This window comes from Bradyrhizobium sp., assembly GCF_027451485.1.
Classification (GTDB): Bacteria; Pseudomonadota; Alphaproteobacteria; order Rhizobiales; family Xanthobacteraceae; genus Bradyrhizobium.
In genome coordinates, this window is sequence record NZ_DAIDJE010000050.1 from 1 (window position 1) to 16,484 (window position 16,484).

General features: G+C 59.8%; 20 protein-coding genes. 4 read left to right on the plus strand and 16 right to left on the minus strand.

Annotated features, from left to right (window positions below):
* The 3 genes from NEZ08_RS07665 to NEZ08_RS07675 all read left to right on the plus strand — a co-directional run.
* On the plus strand, positions 1–836 hold an 836-nt coding region (locus NEZ08_RS07665; RefSeq protein WP_298105939.1), incomplete at its 5' end, for a universal stress protein.
* Between the two features lie 86 nt (positions 837–922).
* Complete coding sequence (locus NEZ08_RS07670) at positions 923–1,186, plus strand: cytochrome c (RefSeq protein WP_298105999.1); 264 nt, start codon at positions 923–925, stop codon at positions 1,184–1,186.
* A 94-nt stretch (positions 1,187–1,280) separates the two neighbouring features.
* Positions 1,281–2,003, plus strand: a complete 723-nt coding sequence (locus tag NEZ08_RS07675) for a CBS domain-containing protein (RefSeq protein ID WP_298105941.1) — start codon at positions 1,281–1,283, stop codon at positions 2,001–2,003.
* 592 nt (positions 2,004–2,595) lie between these two features.
* On the opposite strand, the gene NEZ08_RS07680 is transcribed toward NEZ08_RS07675, so the two are convergent.
* From NEZ08_RS07680 to NEZ08_RS07745, 14 genes are all read right to left on the minus strand, one after another.
* Positions 2,596–3,165 carry a helix-turn-helix domain-containing protein gene (locus NEZ08_RS07680; RefSeq protein ID WP_298105943.1) on the minus strand — a complete coding sequence of 190 codons (570 nt, stop codon included), beginning with the start codon at positions 3,163–3,165 and terminating at the stop codon, positions 2,596–2,598.
* Between the two features lie 293 nt (positions 3,166–3,458).
* A complete protein-coding gene (locus NEZ08_RS07685) occupies positions 3,459–3,593 on the minus strand; it encodes a hypothetical protein (RefSeq protein WP_298105945.1) in 135 nt (44 codons plus the stop codon).
* Between the two features lie 370 nt (positions 3,594–3,963).
* Entirely contained in the window at positions 3,964–4,125 is a 162-nt protein-coding gene (gene ccoS / locus NEZ08_RS07690; RefSeq protein ID WP_298105946.1) for a cbb3-type cytochrome oxidase assembly protein CcoS, read from the minus strand.
* Positions 4,125–6,317 (minus strand): heavy metal translocating P-type ATPase, encoded by a 2,193-nt coding sequence (locus NEZ08_RS07695; protein WP_298105948.1) that lies wholly within the window; start codon positions 6,315–6,317, stop codon positions 4,125–4,127. The genes ccoS and NEZ08_RS07695 overlap by 1 nt, the downstream gene beginning before the upstream one ends.
* A 17-nt stretch (positions 6,318–6,334) precedes the next feature.
* A complete protein-coding gene (locus NEZ08_RS07700) occupies positions 6,335–6,835 on the minus strand; it encodes a FixH family protein (RefSeq protein WP_298105950.1) in 501 nt (166 codons plus the stop codon).
* A 14-nt stretch (positions 6,836–6,849) separates the two neighbouring features.
* Positions 6,850–8,307, minus strand: coding sequence for a cytochrome c oxidase accessory protein CcoG (gene ccoG / locus NEZ08_RS07705; RefSeq protein WP_298105951.1), 1,458 nt, complete (start codon positions 8,305–8,307; stop codon positions 6,850–6,852).
* A gap of 103 nt (positions 8,308–8,410) precedes the next feature.
* A complete protein-coding gene (gene ccoP / locus NEZ08_RS07710; RefSeq protein ID WP_298105953.1) occupies positions 8,411–9,283 on the minus strand; it encodes a cytochrome-c oxidase, cbb3-type subunit III in 873 nt (290 codons plus the stop codon).
* Positions 9,284–9,287: 4 nt separating this feature from the next.
* Entirely contained in the window at positions 9,288–9,452 is a 165-nt protein-coding gene (locus NEZ08_RS07715) for a cbb3-type cytochrome c oxidase subunit 3 (RefSeq protein ID WP_298105955.1), read from the minus strand.
* Between the two features lie 11 nt (positions 9,453–9,463).
* Positions 9,464–10,198, minus strand: coding sequence for a cytochrome-c oxidase, cbb3-type subunit II (ccoO, locus tag NEZ08_RS07720; protein WP_298105957.1), 735 nt, complete (start codon positions 10,196–10,198; stop codon positions 9,464–9,466).
* Between the two features lie 9 nt (positions 10,199–10,207).
* Positions 10,208–11,866: a cytochrome-c oxidase, cbb3-type subunit I gene (gene ccoN, locus NEZ08_RS07725; protein ID WP_298105959.1), complete on the minus strand. Its 1,659-nt coding sequence runs from the start codon at positions 11,864–11,866 to the stop codon at positions 10,208–10,210.
* A 68-nt stretch (positions 11,867–11,934) separates the two neighbouring features.
* Entirely contained in the window at positions 11,935–12,387 is a 453-nt protein-coding gene (locus NEZ08_RS07730; protein WP_298105960.1) for a hypothetical protein, read from the minus strand.
* 57 nt (positions 12,388–12,444) lie between these two features.
* On the minus strand, positions 12,445–13,779 hold the full coding sequence (gene hemN, locus NEZ08_RS07735) for an oxygen-independent coproporphyrinogen III oxidase (RefSeq protein ID WP_298105962.1): 1,335 nt from the start codon (positions 13,777–13,779) through the stop codon (positions 12,445–12,447).
* Positions 13,780–13,911: 132 nt separating this feature from the next.
* Complete coding sequence (locus NEZ08_RS07740) at positions 13,912–14,139, minus strand: hypothetical protein (protein WP_298105964.1); 228 nt, start codon at positions 14,137–14,139, stop codon at positions 13,912–13,914.
* Positions 14,140–14,201: 62 nt separating this feature from the next.
* Complete coding sequence (locus NEZ08_RS07745; RefSeq protein ID WP_298105966.1) at positions 14,202–14,375, minus strand: hypothetical protein; 174 nt, start codon at positions 14,373–14,375, stop codon at positions 14,202–14,204.
* A 217-nt stretch (positions 14,376–14,592) separates the two neighbouring features.
* Here NEZ08_RS07745 and NEZ08_RS07750 point away from each other — a divergent pair, with 217 nt between their 5' ends.
* On the plus strand, positions 14,593–14,829 hold the full coding sequence (locus tag NEZ08_RS07750; RefSeq protein ID WP_298105968.1) for a hypothetical protein: 237 nt from the start codon (positions 14,593–14,595) through the stop codon (positions 14,827–14,829).
* A 172-nt stretch (positions 14,830–15,001) separates the two neighbouring features.
* On the opposite strand, the gene NEZ08_RS07755 is transcribed toward NEZ08_RS07750, so the two are convergent.
* Together NEZ08_RS07755 and NEZ08_RS07760 are read right to left on the minus strand one after the other, a co-directional pair.
* Entirely contained in the window at positions 15,002–16,201 is a 1,200-nt protein-coding gene (locus NEZ08_RS07755) for a cyclic nucleotide-gated ion channel (protein ID WP_298105970.1), read from the minus strand.
* 18 nt (positions 16,202–16,219) lie between these two features.
* Complete coding sequence (locus tag NEZ08_RS07760) at positions 16,220–16,435, minus strand: DUF2892 domain-containing protein (protein WP_298105971.1); 216 nt, start codon at positions 16,433–16,435, stop codon at positions 16,220–16,222.
* Positions 16,436–16,484 lie beyond the last annotated feature (49 nt).

Genomic DNA, 16,484 nt, shown 5'->3' on the forward strand with positions numbered 1-16,484 from the left:
CCATGTACAAAAACCTGCTGGTACATATTCCGACCGAACTTTCGCCACGTCCGGCGATCGATGCATCGGTCTCTTTGGCCATGACGTGTGGCGCGGAGCTCGAGGCCTTTGCTGTTGGCTATGAATCGGTCAATGACGTCCCGTTCGTCGCGGAAGGCGGCGCTGCGATGGCACCGTTGTTCGAGGCTCAGCACGCAAGCGCATTGGACCTCGCCAATGGCGCGCTGGCCGTTTTTGAGGTCGAGGCGAAGGCCGCAAATGTGAAGCATAAGAGCCGGGCTTTGGGCGCATCCTTTGCCGAGGCAGCGGCTATCGTGAGCGCCAACGCGCGGCTTTGCGATCTCACCATCGTTTCGCAGCCGGATCCAGACCGGGAGACATTCGATAATCAACTTCCGCAGACGCTTCTGCTCCAGGTTGGCGGACCCTTGCTGGTGGTCCCCTACATTTTTCACGGGGCCCTCAGCACCGCTCGCATCGGGATCTGCTGGGACGGGAGCAGGCTGGCGGCGCGGGCTCTGCGCGATGCCATGCCCCTGATCTCCATGGCAGATGCACTCACGGTCCTGACGGTTAACGAGGCGGTCTCCACCGAGGCGTCGTCAGATCGTCTGCTCGCTCGATTGGCCAGCCGCGGTTTTCCCGCCAAAGCCATCCCGCTCCAGGCCGACCACTCCAAAATTCAGCCGACGATCCTATCCGCGGCCGCGGACGAGGGATTGGATCTGCTTGTCATGGGAGGTTACGGCCATTCCCGCTTGCAGGAGGTCGTGCTGGGCGGCGTTACTCGCGACATGTTCCGGTGCATGACCGTGCCGACGTTGATGTCGCACTGAACGAACTGCCATCGGAGGTTTGGAGCGTGCTCGGCAAAGTAGCGATCTGCGGAATCCTCGGTTTTCTCATCGCTATGTCGAGTAGCATGCCGTGCATGGCTTCCAGCGCTGACCAAGGCAAGCGCCTTGCTCTCACCTACTGCGCGAGGTGCCATGCCATCGACAAGGTGAGCCAAAGCCCGCTCAAGATCGCCCCGCCGTTCCGGACCCTCCACGAACGCTATCCCGTCGAGACCCTTGAGGAAGCGCTGGCGGAAGGCATCGTAACCGGTCACCCGGCTATGCCGGAATTCCGCTTTGAGGGCGATCAGATTGGCGACTTCATCGCTTTCCTGAAGACCCTGGAATGACGATTCGGCAGACTTTGTTTGCGATTGCGATAGGTCAAAGCGCGTTCACACGGCAAACCTATGCTGACATCGAACCTTAACGGAAAGGCATGTCATGCGCGCCCATCAAATCATGACCAAGGACATCATTAGTGTTACGCCCAGCACATCAATCGAGGATGCCGCAAGGATCATGCTGCAAACCCACATCAGCGGCCTCCCGGTGCTGGATGACGGCGGCAAGCTGGTTGGCATCGTTTCGGAAAGCGATTTCCTGCGCCGAAGCGAAATCGGCACTGGACGAAAACGGCCGGCCTGGCTCCAATTCCTGATAGGTCCGGGGAGAGCCGCCGCCGATTTCGTTCATGAGCGTGGACGCAAGGTCGAGGATGTCATGACCGAAAACCCGGTCACCGTAGACCAAGAAACTCCGCTGGAGGATCTGGTGCGGCTCATGGAAAAGAAGGGCATCAAGCGGCTGCCGGTGATGAGCGGAAACCAGCTGACAGGGATCGTGACCCGGTCAAACCTGCTCCAGGCCGTTGCCAGCATAGCTCACGAAATTCCGGATCCGACGGCGGATGACGACCACATTCGCGACCGCATCTTGCGCACCGTCAACGCGACGGACTGGCGCCCGATCGGGTTCGAAGTAACGGTGCGCAAAGGTGTCGTCCACCTGCACGGCATCATTACGACCGACAAGGCCCGGCAGGCCACGATTGTCGCGGCTCAAAATACCTCCGGCGTCAAGGAGGTGCACGATCATCTCTGCTTCGTCGATACCTATTCCGGCTTCTACGTGGAATCGCCGGAAGACGTGCAAGCCGCTCAGTAAGTCGCCGGGTGGCGCGCTCATGTGCCCCTTTTCCTAGATCGTGCTCAAACTTAGTGAGTTTTGATCCAGATCAAACGGGCTGCCAACGGCCGCTGAATACTTCTTTCGCTATTTTTTGGAGGAAATGAAATGCCCGCGGATTCTCTTCTCGTCGCTATTGGGGTTTGCATCGTATTCTTGGTGTTCGCCTTCGTGGTTGCGTGGGTTGACCACACGACCACGCGCTGGCTCAGCACTCGGGCGATCCAAAAGCAGGGGACGCACGCTGCTTATCCACATGACCACAAGGCTGCCTGAACGATTCAGGCGCGGCGCGGGCAATTGCGCAGAACCAGCAACAGGAAACTTTTGAAAATGTCTGACCGTCAGCGCTGGCGCCCGGTTTGATTGACTGCCCGCGAACAAGTCAACACGTCCACAGATCGATCGAGACTGATCGCGGAGGACACATCGGGCCGAGACGATGCGCTATGAGCGGTCGCCTGCCTCACCTGTACGGGCGTCCATTTAGGCGATCTTCGCGGCAAATTACCCCGGGGCGGGCTATAGGAGGAAGGCCCCACCCACATCAGCGAAAACAACACCCGCCGGGTCAGGCATTGAGCCGGTTGAGCGCCGAACGGTTCCGAAGCTGGATGCGCCGGGTGGTTTCCAGCGCGATCATACCGGAATGCACAAACTGGGTGAAGGTGCGGGACACTGTCTCGATCGTCAGTCCCAAATAGTCAGCAATATCCTGACGCGACATTGGCAACTCAATGGCCGTGCCGCCTGAACTGCGGCCTGCCATCTCGAGCAGGAAGCCCGCCACGCGCTCCTCAGCGCTCTTGATAAGGGCCAGCGAGTGCTGCTGGACGCGCTGGAGTTCGCGAACCGTCAGCATCCAGAGCTGTCGGGCAAGATTCTTCTCATGCTCAGCGCGTGCCATCACCGCGCTGCGCTTGGCGACGAGGATCTGGGCGTCGGAAACCGCTTCCGCTGACGACAAATGGAGATCTCCGGCTTCGACACCGAAAACATCCCCGGGCAGATAAAATGCACTGATCTGACGCCTGCCGTCGTCCAGCATGCGATAGGTCCGCACCGCGCCGGAGATGACCTGATACAGGTATTCGGCAGGCTCATCTTCCCCGTAGATCTCGCTGTTGCGGGCAAAGCGCATCGGCGCCCCCATCAACCCCAGCGGGCCTTCCAAGGAAGCAACAGCGACTGAGCGAGCGTAGATCGCGGGCTTGGCGGTTGCGGCGGCTGTGAGCATGGCAAAACTCCGGGTTCTTTTGACGTCCGCGAGTGTGCCGTTTTCCCAAGATTTCGAAATTCAGGTCGGTCCCCTAAGTAGAACACCGGAGGGCTCCGTAAAACTACGGAGGCTGTCACCTTGAGGAAGATCAAGGCGCATCGGCCTCAGGCGGCCAAAATTCGCAACGACTCGAGAGAATGATCACCATGAAAAGCCTAGTATCCGCCCTTTTTCGGTTTCTCGATACCTCGCGGTGGCGCGAGATCGAAACAGCCCCATTCGATCGAGAACTCGAGCTTGCGGTCATCGATGGCGAGGTCCGACCGGTCAGCGGATTCTGTCTTCGACATGGAGACGGATGGCTCGACGCCGAAACGCTGCGGCCGATAAGGGTGACGGCAACGCATTGGCGCTTCCGTTGGTCCGTGATCCTTCCGGCCAGTTGTTGCTAGGTTGCGGATGCGAGCACCGATCAAAGCGGCAATCGCGCTTTTCTTGAGCGGTCTGGCCGACCGGCGCCGAAGGCGCCTCAACTGGGCCGTGCTTCTCGGCTGCGTTGGCATTGCCGCTGCGATCTGGATCCTGCTGGCGGTTCGATCATGACACTTGCATCCATTCTCAGCGGGCAGCTTCTGCAAATGTCAGAAACGAACGTCGGATTTGACATTCTTTGAGAGCGTACGGCGGGCGCGGTGAGTAGCGAATGCCAAATCAACTCCACTAGCCATTCGATGATTCGACCGGGTCGTCATCGGCGATAGCCCGCCACGCCGCGCCTTCGAGATCGTCGTACTGGCCGTTTTTCAACGACCAGAGAAATCCAGCCAAACCAGCGGCGCCGAGCAGAAGCGCAAGCGGAACAAGGATCACCAGTACTTCCATCAGACCGCTCCATGGGTGCGGATCCGGGCCCGCAACGCGTTCAATGTGACCAGCAGGGATGAGCCGGACATCGCGGCTGCCGCGATCAGGGGCGTCACCAGGCCGGCGATGGCGATCGGTACGGCAAGCGCATTATAGACTACAGCAAACCACAGGTTCTGACGCATCAGATGCATCGCCTTTCGCGATATCGCGATCGCGGCTTGTATCGGCAAGAGTTGCTCACCGAGAAACACGGCGTCAGCCACCGACTGACTCAGATGGGTCGCCGATATCGGGGATATCGACGCGTGGGCCGCGGCCAACGCCGGTGCATCGTTAAGGCCGTCGCCGACCATCAATACCTTAAATCCCTGACGCCCCAGCTCATCGATTCGGGCGATCTTGTCGACAGGGGTCACCTCGGCACGCCACTCGCAGATCCCAAGCGACTCCGCCGCTGCACGCACCGCCGGCTCCCTGTCGCCGGACACGATTTCGATGCTCAAGCCCTGCTTCCGGAGCGCCGCAATGACGGACGCGGCGTCGGCGCGCAATCGCTGCCTCACCGCAAAGACATGGCAGGATGAGCCCTGCCGGAACGCGACCACCGAGGCTTCGGGATCGTGGCTTAGAATTTCATTTGCCTCTGCCTCGGCGTCACAATAAGACGGCCGTCCCAGCCTGATCTCCAGTCCGTCCAACAGGCCGTGCACCCCCTGCCCCGGTTCTTCCTGAAATCCTGGAAGCGGCGCGGACGCTTTTGCCGCACGCGCGACCGCCGCCGCGACAGGATGGCGGCTTGACAGCGCGACCCGGCCGGCAAGGGTGAATACATCAGTTGGGATCGCGGCCGCATTCGTCACATCAAGCTCTGGTAGCGTCAGTGTACCCGTCTTGTCGAAAATGACATGATCGACCGCTGCGAGACGCTCGATCGCTTCGCCGGAATTGAGCAGAACGCCCGAGCTGAAAAGCGCGCCGGAGGCCACCGTCTGGACGGCCGGAATGGCAAGGCCGAGCGCACATGGGCACGTAATGATCAGCACTGCGATAGCGGTTACGATCGAATCGTGCAGGCCCGCCCCTGCGATCAGCCAGCCAACCATCGTGAGCAGCGCGGCAGCGTGCACGACCGGGGCATAAAGCCGGGAAGCCCTTTCGGCGAGGCGAAGATAGCGCGAGCGCGACTGTAGCGCATTCTCGAGCAGTCGGGAGATCTCCGAAAGCAGCGTCGCCTCGGAGGCTGCTGACACGCGCACGCGAAGCGTCCCCGTTCTCACGAGCGTGCCGGCATAGACCGGGCTCCCCACGGTAATCGTCTTCGGCAGCGTCTCACCCGTGATCAGGCTCTGGTCGACCTCGGATCGCCCGCTGATCACATTCCCGTCGACGGCCGACCGCTCGCCGGGCCGCAACAGGACCATGTCGCCCGGCCGGATCGCCGCGATGGGGACGCTAACAATCTCCCCGTCACCAACGAACTTGGTCGCCGTTTCGGCCTTCAGCGCCGCCAGGTTGCCGGCGACGGCGCGCGTCTTTCTCCGCATGTTCTGATCGAGGTATCGGCCTGCCAAAAGAAACGCGACCAGCATGATCGCAGCGTCGAAATAGGCGTGTTCGGCATGCGTGGCGGTCTCGAAGATCGACATCGCAAGCGCAAGCGTAATGCCAATACTGATCGGCACATCCATATTGACGCTGCGGGCGCGAAGCGCCCTGAAGGCCGATGAAAAGAACGGCTGGGCCGAATAGGCGGCTGCTGGCAGCACGATCAACGCGGACAGCCAATGAAAGAAGTCGCGCTGCTCCGGGAGCATATCACCGGCATTTCCGGACCAGACCGGCACCGACAGCATCATGACGTTCATAGCCGCAAATGCTGCTACACCCAGCCGGCGCAACAGCGAGCTTGCCCGTTCGGCTTCGAGTGTTTCGGCGCCGGCCCGCTCGAACGGATAGGCTTTGTAGCCGAGTTTCTCCAGGCGATCGACGAAAACAGACGGATCAATCGCGCCCGCCTTCCATTCCAGTGCCAGGCGGCGATCGGTCAAATTGACGCGGGCCGATACGACGTCCGGAATCTTCGAGAGGCTGCGTTCGATCTTGGCCATGCAACCCGCGCAATTGATACCGTCAACGGCGAGGTCAAGATGTACAAGGCCTTTCCCTACGCTCCTCAAGTAATGTGAAAGATCGAGCGTCGTTTGCATGATGCTGGCCCGTCCAGTCAGTTCAGAACGACACGGTTGTGCGACAGAAACAGCCGCTTGCCCTCACCGTCAGCCTGAATCACCAGATCCCACTGACCGGGCGCAACACTCTGCGCCGTACCGCGATAGCTCCCCCGGTTGTCCTCAACCACATGCAGAGGCCGGTCGGCGCGACGGTCTGTCGGGCGCTCGAGTTGTCCCGAGAATACCAAACCGGTGAGCGGCGCGCCGGCAGAATCCCTGGCGTCGAGTATAAGCGTCGCGTTGCCGTCCGGCTGACGCTCGAGATGGATTCCGACTTTCCAGCCTCGGGCATTCTGCTCATGGGCAGCCTGGATTTCCTTCTCGTACGCAAGACTCGCGCTATAGGCGCTGTCGACTTCGGTACCCGGCAAGGTGGCGATCGCGAGCCTTGCCATCAGGAGGTTCACGCCGATTACGACCGAAAAGAAGCAAACCGTTGTGATCAGCACGAAGCGCCCCGTGATAGGCCGTGCCGAGTTGGTCTTCGTGGTCATGTCCATAATCCTTATCAAGGCACCACAAAATGGTCGGTTGCGGAGGTCGCCTCGCCTAATCCGACGTCGGTGACGCGGAATTTGATCGGGACCGTCTTGTCCGCTTTCTCGTTGAACGGCACCGTGACCAGCACGCGCATCTCCGTGGTCGAATCGCGGCCGAGGACAATCATGGGCCGATCCGGTATGGCCGAGTCGGCGCCGATAACGTGGATCTTCGCACCGGGCGGACCGTCGATATCGACGGCGACAACACGATCGAAGCCACGCTTGTTGAGGAAGCGAAGCGTATAGCCGTTGCGAATCGAACCATCGCTGAGACGGACCGCAACTGGATTTCGATCGTGCAGCACGTTGAGATCAAGCAGCGATCGCGTCAGCAGCGCATAGAGCATGACCGAGCAAACAACCGCAATGACGCCAGCATACACGATGGTTCGCGCGCGAACCGGCTTGAAGATTTCCTTCTTTCCGGCAATGCGCCGTTGCACGTTGATATCGTTGTCGTAGCCGATCAGCCGGGTCGGCCGGCCGACCTTTTTCATGACGCTGTCGCATGCGTCGATACAAAGCCCGCACTGAATACAGCCGAGTTGCGCGCCGTCGCGAATATCGATGCCGGTTGGACAGACGGCCACGCACTGATTGCAGTCAATACAGTCGCCAACCTTTTCGCCGTGCGCTCTCAGGTCGACCGCCTTCTTGACGGAACAACGAGGCTCGCCGCGATCATACTTGTAAGTGACGTTCAACGCCCACTCGTCCGTCAGCGCGGCCTGTATCCGAGGCCACGGGCACATATAGACGCAAACCTGCTCGCGCATATGGCCGGCGAGGACATAGGTCGTCGCCGTGAGAATTCCGATCCAGATGTACGCTACGGCTGGAGCCTGGAAGGTCGCCAGATCCTTCACGAGCGTCGGCGCATCGGAAAAATAAAGAACCCACGCACCGCCGGTCCACCAAGCAATCATCAGCCAGATGAAGTGCTTGAGCGCGCGCCGTCCCAGCCGCGCCGCGGTCATCGGGGCCGCATCTGCCTTGATGCGCTCCCGCCGGTCACCCTCCGTCCAGCGTTCAACGGCATAGAAGAGATCGGTCCACACCGTCTGCGGGCAGAGATAGCCGCACCAGATCCTGCCACCGAGGGCATTCATCAGAAACAGCGTGAGCGCTGCAAGGATCAGAAGGCCTGTGAAGTAATAGACTTCTTGCGGCCACAGCTCGATGAAAAAGAAATAGAACCGCCGGTTTGGGAAATCGATCAGGACAGCCTGATCGGGCGCACCCAGCCCGCGGTGCCAACGTACAAATGGCAGCAGGTAATAGACACCCAGGCAAAACGCCATCAGGCCCCATTTGATCCTGCGGAACGTGCCGGAGACCTTTTGCGGATAGACTTTCTTGCGGGCCACATAGAGCGGCCCTTCTTCGTCGAAATCCAGATCGTCCGGCGGCACTGTCTTGTTCATCGCGAAAACTCGCAAGGAGAACTCTTATGATAAATTTAAGGGTGGCGGCCGCTGCCACCCTTGAGGTACATCAACCTTGCACGACAGCCGCCCTGGCGACCGGCTATTTGCCGCCACCCAGGGAGTGGACGTACACCGTCATGATCTTGATCGTGACGGGGTCGAGACGACCGGTCCAGGCTGGCATCACACCGGCACGACCGTTGGTGATGGTCTCGACGATGGTCGCCTCGTCCGACCCGTAAAGCCAGATTTTGTCGGTGAGATTTGGCGCGCCGACCTCCTGGTTGCCCTTGCCCTCGTTGCCGTGACAAGCTGCGCAGTTCTCGGCAAAAATCTTTTTGCCTTCTGCCGCGTTGTAGCCCGGCTCCGTCGAAAGGCCCGACAGCGATCGGACGTAATTGGCGACCGTGACGATTTGCTCCGGCTTCAGGATGCCGTCGCGGCCAAAGGCGAGCATCTGGCCTTCGTGCGCCTTCGGATTGCCCGACCTGGCGCCGAACTGAATGGTCTGGCTGATCTGCTCCAGGGTACCGCCCCACAGCCAATCGTCATCATTGAGGTTCGGATATCCCTTCGCCCCGGCAGCACCGGTGCCGTGGCAAGGCGCGCAATTGTCCGCAAATACCGTCTTGCCGCGCGCTCGTGCCAACGAAAGCAGATTCGGATCGTTCTCGATGTCGGCGAGAGAGGCCCCTGCCAGCACTTTCATCTTATCGCCGCGGATGGCCTCGAGTTCGGCGAGATCCTTGGCCACGGCGGCCCGATTGGTGTAGTGCAGGATGCCGGTGGTATATCCGCTCACGAGCGGCCAGGCCGGATAGACCACCCAATAACCCACGGCCCAAAGGATCGTGGCGTAGAAGGTCAGCACCCACCAGCGCGGCAGCGGCGTATTCAGTTCCTTGATGCCGTCCCACTCGTGGCCGGTGGTCGAGCGGCCGGATACATGGTCGATTTCATGGTGATCAGTCATAATTTCAGTCCTCACGCAGCGGCATTTTGGCCGCGGTATCGAACAGCGTCTTGTTGCGGGGACGCAGCGCGTAAACCAGGATGGCGATGAAGATCGCGACAAACACAGGCGTCCAGAACGTCAGAACGAGGTGCGACGCAAGATTCTCGATTGAGACGATTGCTTTCACGTCAGACCTCCTCAGCGCAGGTTTGCTTTTTCGTCGTAGAGCTTGAAGTCGACCAGCGTGCCAAGCATCTGGAGATAGGCGATCAAGGCGTCGAGCTCAGACGGCCGTCCCGGCCGTCCGTCGAAATTTCGAACGGCGGCTTTTGGATAGCGCTTCTGGAAAGCGTCGACGTCAGCGCTGTCCGGGTCGACCTGGGCCAGGAGATCGGCCGTGGCATTGGCGATTTGATCGTCCGTATAGGGAACACCGACCTCGCGGTTGGCACGAAGATGCGCCGCGATATCGTCGATATTCACCTCGGTCTTCGCCAGGGCTGGATATCCCGGCATAACCGATTGCGGAACGATCGATCGCGGATCGGTCAGATGCCGAACGTGCCAATCGTCGGAATACTTGGCACCGACGCGTGCCAGGTCAGGACCGGTGCGCTTGGATCCCCACTGGAACGGGTGGTCGTACATGCTCTCAGCGGCCAGAGAATAGTGGCCATAGCGTTCGACCTCATCGCGCAGCGGCCGGATCATCTGGGAATGGCAGAGATAGCAGCCTTCCCGCACATAGATGTTCCGGCCAGTCAGCTCGAGCGGCGTGTACGGGCGCATGCCGTCGACCTTTTCGATCGTGCTCTTGAGGTAGAACAACGGCGTGATCTCGACGAGACCGCCGATGGCGATAACCGCAAGAATCCCCACGATCAGGATGATCGAGTTAGTTTCAAGTATCTTGTGTCGATTCCAGAAGGACATGGGGAAACCCTATTCGGCTGGCTGGAGCAGTCCGGTGGCTTGCGTCGTTTGTTCGGCCTCGCCGGCATTGACCGTCATCCAGAGATTGAAGGCCATGATCAGCGCGCCGATCAGGAACAGAGCACCACCTGCCGCGCGGATGATGTAGAACGGGTGCATGGCCTCGACGGATTCGATGAAGGAGTATTCAAGGAAGCCGAGCGAGGTGTAGGCGCGCCACATCAGACCCTGGAGAATTCCGGACACCCACATCGCGGAGATGTAGAGAACGATGCCGATCGTGGCGATCCAGAAGTGCCAATTGACGAGCTTGAGGCTGTAAAGGCCCTTGCGCCCCCAGAGCCAGGGCACGAGGCAATACAACGCGCCGAACGAGACAAAGCCAACCCAGCCGAGCGCACCGGAATGCACGTGGCCGATGGTCCAGTCGGTATAGTGGCTGAGCGAATTGACGACCTTGATCGACATCATCGGCCCTTCGAAGGTCGACATGCCATAGAAGGCGACGGAAACGACCAGCATGCGAAGAACCGGGTCGGTGCGGAGTTTGTCCCATGCGCCCGAAAGGGTCATCAGGCCGTTGATCATGCCGCCCCAGGACGGCATCCAGAGCATGATGGAGAACGTCATGCCGAGCGTCTGCGCCCAATCAGGCAGCGCCGTGTAATGCAAATGATGCGGGCCGGCCCAGATGTAGAGGAAGATCAGCGCCCAAAAATGGATGATGGAGAGCCGATAGGAATAGACCGGCCGCTCCGCCCGCTTCGGGATGAAGTAGTACATGATCGCCAGGAAACCGGCAGTCAGGAAGAAGCCGACCGCATTGTGCCCGTACCACCACTGGAACATGGCGTCCTGGACACCTCCCCAGGCGATGTAGGATTTTGAGCCGAAGAACGAGACCGGCAGCGCGGGATTGTTGCCGAGATGGAGCACCGCAATCGTGATGATGAACGCCAGATAGAACCAGTTCGCCACATAGATGTGCGGCTCCTTGCGCTTGAACAGCGTTGCCGTGAACACGGCGAGATACGACACCCAAACGATGGTCAGCCACAGGTCCGCGTACCACTCCGGCTCGGCGTACTCCTTGGACTGCGTGACGCCGAGCAGATAGCCGGTGCCGGCAATCACAATGAAGAAGTTGTAACCCAGCACGACAAACCAGGGCGCGAGATCACCGGCGAGACGTGCCCGGCAGGTCTTTTGCACGACGTAGAAGGATGTTGCGATCAGAACGTTGCCGCCGAAGGCGAAGATGACCGCCGAGGTATGTAATGGCCGCAGGCGGCCGAACGTCGTCCACGGCAGATCGAGATTCAGCAACGGCCAGGCCAGTTGCGAGGCGATCAGCAGTCCCACCGCGAAACCCGCAATGCCCCATACAACGGCCGCGACGGCACCAAATTTAATCGGCCCAAGGTTGTAATTGGGCCGCCCATTGATCTCCTGGGGCGGTAGCTCGGCCGGACGGTCATAATATCTTTTCAGGATGAAGAAGCTTGCCGCCAGACTCGCGATGGCGCCAAGCGAGGCGTGAAAGGCAAAGGGCGCATCATGCGCAAGCCCCGCTGCGAACAGGCAGAGGAATGCCAGAGCAAAAAAGACAGGGAACAGGAACGCCTCACCGATCGTCATCGATTTCGAGGCGGTAGACGCGTGCGTCATGGCGCAACATCCTTCGGCATGAGAGTAATTCAGAAGATCACATGGATCGGGGAAGCGTTTGATCGAGATCAAGCGAGCCTGATTGGAATGGCCAGCACCTGCGCCGAGTGCTCTTGAAGGGCCTCAAGAGCCAGCAATCGCAGCGTCGGTTCATTGGGACAGTATTTTGACGGAGTCGCCATGCGCTTGCGGCGAATGTCCCTGGCACAACGCGTCTTTTCCGAGCACTGGCTGCAAACCCGCCGCAGATCGCGCAACTCATCGGCATGAGAGACAGCCAGCGCCTCTTCCGAAAGCTGCTCGTATGCGAGGCGCTTGCCGAGCGATTCAAGCGATTCGGACGGCGCGAACATCAACGAGACGAGCTCGGTGGGCGAGATATTCAGGTCGCGCGCGACCTCCTCGATCTCCTGGGGATCGAGCTGCCTTGCCTCGCGCCATCTGGAAAACGCGCTTCTCGCGCCCTTAAGAAAGTCGCCGAAAAGCGACCTTGCAGGCTGTTCGCCCAATTCCGCTAACATGATTTTCCCCTTTTGGAAATCGCTAGTTCCGCCAGGGGAATTGATCTTTGATCTGGATCAAACAGCCTTGCTGAATTGTGCGGTCGCAGGCCGCCGATAACTGTCAAAGGCGGCGGCAATGACCCGAACGACCGCCCGGCCCGCCTCGGTAACGGTCAGTTTTGTGCCATTGACCTCCGCAAGCCCATCCCTGACCATCGGAGCCAACAGGGCCAATTCGCCGCTGAAATCGGCACCGGGAGCCGTCGCAGCGAGATCGACAAAAAAATCGCACATCAATCGCTCGATGATTCGCCCGCGACGCCGGTCGTCGGGGCCGATCCGGCAACCGCGCACCGACGCGAGGTTTCCCGCTTCCATGGCCTGGACGTATTTTGGAACGTCTGAGACGTTTTGTGCCAGACCATCAGCGAAGGTCGAAATCGAGGAAGCTCCCAAGCCCAACAGGATGCGCTTGTCGTCGTCGGTATAGCCCTGAAAATTGCGGTGCAACCTTCCGGACGCCGCAGCCGAAACCAGCGAATCGTGCGCTTTGGCGAAATGGTCGATACCAATCCGCACGTAGCCGCAGCGCGTCAGTTCCTCGGCGATCAGCTCCGCTTGCTCGATCCGTTGGTCGAGCGACGGCAGGGTCGCCTCGTCGATACGCCGCTGGTTCGCCTTCAGGGCCGGCAGATGCGCATAACCGAAACAGGCGATCCGGTCCGGCTCCATCGCGGCCACCATCCCGCAGGTCTGCCGGACCGATTCCAACGTTTGCCGCGGCAATCCATAGATCAAGTCGAAATTGAGATTCCTGATGCCTGCCGACCGCAGCCGTCTGGCGGCAGCTTCGACCGTCGAGAGCGGTTGGATCCGGCCGATCGCCGCCTGAACTTGCGGATTGACATCCTGCACGCCCAGACTGGCACGCGTGACACCGAGTTCGGCAAGACCATCGGCGAACGCCTCGGCTACATATCGCGGATCAAGTTCGATCGCATGCTCGAACGACGTTTCAAATGCAAAGCGGCGCTTCAGGACAGCCAAAACGGATTTCAGCCCCTCCAGCCCCAGGATGCTCGGCGTGCCACCGCCCCAATGCAGCCGCCCGATGGGCGGCACTTCCTTGATCAAGCCCGCTACGAGCTCGATCTCGGATTCGAGCGCCCGGCGATAGCGGGAAACCACCTCCTCGCGCACCGCCATCTTGGTATTGCAACCGCAATAGAGGCAGATCTCGCGGCAGTAAGGCACGTGCAGATAGACGGAGACGCTCTCCCGCTCGTCCAGATTGGCAAGCCAGGCCCTATGGTCGGCCGCGCCGACAGCCGGCGTAAAATCCGCCGCTGTCGGATACGACGTATATCGCGGAACATTCCTCTGCGCGTAGCGGCGTGCAACGTGGTTCACTGGAGCTCCGATTCCGACATTCGACTGATGTTGCGGGATCCTATGATCCGGACTCCGAAACCAGACGATATTGATAGGGGCACTTCAAATTCGCCGAGCAGGTCGTTGCTGATTGGTAAGTTGATAAGACGCTTACGGCGTCTGTGCCCCCGCCCGCAGGGTTGGCGAAACCAGCTCCACCGCATCGGCAAAAATCGTCCAGTCCTGGACATGCTTTTGCCGGCAAAAGTCTGCCTCCGCCTGCCTGACCGCTTCGGTGAGCGACGGCGCCTGCACCGAAAACGCCGCTTGACACGCCCGATGCTCATGTCCGGTGTCGTCACAAACCGTTTTAATGAAACGCACGTCAAACGACAGCATCTCGCACTCTCCTGCTTCTTTGATATCCTTCCGCAAGTTTGCGAAAGCCACATTGACGAGGATCAATCACGGACGTCATGATCCTCGGTCGCTCGGGTGGCAATGATCGCAAAGCCGACAATCGCCAAAATGCCGAACAGCGCTACGGCAACGCTCAGTTGTCCCCAAGAGCTGGCGGACAGTAACCCGACCACCGCCATCGGAACACTGAGCAGAATACTAGCCGGCTGAAACATGGCTCACCTCACCTGTCACAGTTACAGACCTTCCGGAGCCCAGCCTTGATCCAGCTCAAGAGGGCATCGAAGCACGCGGTGTTTGGTGGGTCTGGCAGGGCGCCTGCGTTCGACCTGGAAGGGCGCATTCGGATTGCCACTCGACGTCAGGTGTTTCACTCGATCGAGGTCCTTCAGAAGGTCCCGCCTCGTGTTAGGGATATGAAAAGGCGAATTCATGGGCGACATCGTTCAATTCGTCGCGGTTCCGTTCGATCTGACCGACAGGGGGTTGGTGGCAGGCGAGCCCTTCAAATGCGCCAGCCCCAGTGCGGCAATCGAGCAAGCGAGAGGGTATTGGAAAACGTTCGGTCACGCTGGGGCAGCCGCCATCGTCCGGTCCGGTTATCCCGCAATCAACACAACCGTGCTTCGGACTTTTGGTAACGTGCCCGACGACCTAGCGCTTGATTGAGCGACAGACGGGCTCCCCAATGCCGACCTTCGGATCGGCAGCCTTCGGCGCGAATATTCGCAGGAACTTCAAATTCAAAGCCGCGCCAGATCAACACTTGCTAGCGCTCCTTTGCTTCCGAAAGTCGCATCAGAGAATGCCGCGATATCATGCGAACTTCGGCATCGAAGCTCTAGGCCGGAAGTTCGCTCTCGACCAGATCGTCCGTTCCCTCTAACTCGTGCCCCAACCTCTCGCGAGCAGCCTGCCAAATGCGCGAGGCGATTTGAGGCTCCCGATCCATCAAGCTGTGCAGATCGGACGAATCCAGGGCCAGCAATCGCGTAGGCCGTAGCGCAACAACGGTCGCCGAGCGACGCGACTGACGCAAGGCGGCAATCTCACCAAAGAAATCACCCGCTCCAAGACGAATGTGCTGGTGGCGCAGCTTGATTTCCACTTCTCCGTCCACAATCAGATACATTGAATGTGCAGGCTCGCCACGCCTTGCAATGATCGTCCCCTTCTCGATTTTCTGTGCGCGCAACAGCTTCATCACATCGGCGACCTGAACCGCGGTGAGTTCGGTGAATAAGGGAATCCGGGCGACCAATCCCCATGTCACGACGAAATCTCGCCGGTGTACTTCGTTGGCGAAGGCGGTTGCGACGATACCAACCGGCAGCGCGACCATCAAAAGGCCTGCGAAGATGGTCAATCCCCCGATCAGCCGGCCTATGGCGGTTATGGGAACGGCATCGCCATAGCCGACCGTGCCGAGCGTTACGATGGCCCACCACATCGCGTCCGGAATAGTGCCAAATTTCGCCGGCTGGACCGAGCCTTCCGCGAGATGCATCAGGGCGGCCGCCATCAGCGTCGCGCCGCACAGGATCACAAAACAGCCAAAGAGCGCGCGGCGTTCCGAATAGAGAGCCTCCAGCAGCGAGCGCATCGCCGGCGAATAGCGGCCCAGCTTGAAGAAGCGGATGAGTCGAAGAACGAGTATGATCCTGAAATCGGTCGATAGCAGGAACGAGAACCAGAACGGAAGAATCGCCGCCAGGTCGATCAACCCGGACGGGCTTATTGACCAGCGGAGCGCCGCGCGTAATGCACCTAATCGCTGCCACGGCGGATGCTCTACCGCCCCCCAGAGTCGCAGGCCGTATTCAATGGAGAAGATCGTCATCGCCACGTACTCGACCGCTGCGAAAGCCCGGCCATGGGCGGCTTCGATAGCCGGAACGGATTGCATCACGGTCGCCGTCAACGTCACGACGATCGCGCCGATCAAGATCCAGTTAGCGGAGGCGCTAATGCCGCCGACGTCCGCGCTTTGGTCAAGTATGACGTACAGTCGGCGGCGCACGCCACGCAACGAAGCCTGCACTGCCGCCTCCACTTTTTCTCAGGCTGACCGATCCAGCGGTTTCGAGGTCGTAAAGCCAAGAAGCTGATAGAGCGGGCAATATCTGAGGACGGCGGTCGCGATCAGGACAACAGCGATCACGATGCCGGGAATAGAACCGGGATGAAAAACACCATCCTTCGCAAGGTATGCAAGGATGCCAATTCCAAGCACAGAACGGATAACCATATCGATGATTCCGACGTTGTGTTTCATGTTCAAATCTCCCGAGTGATCGCAAAACCTGAACGGCCGGGCTCCCGTT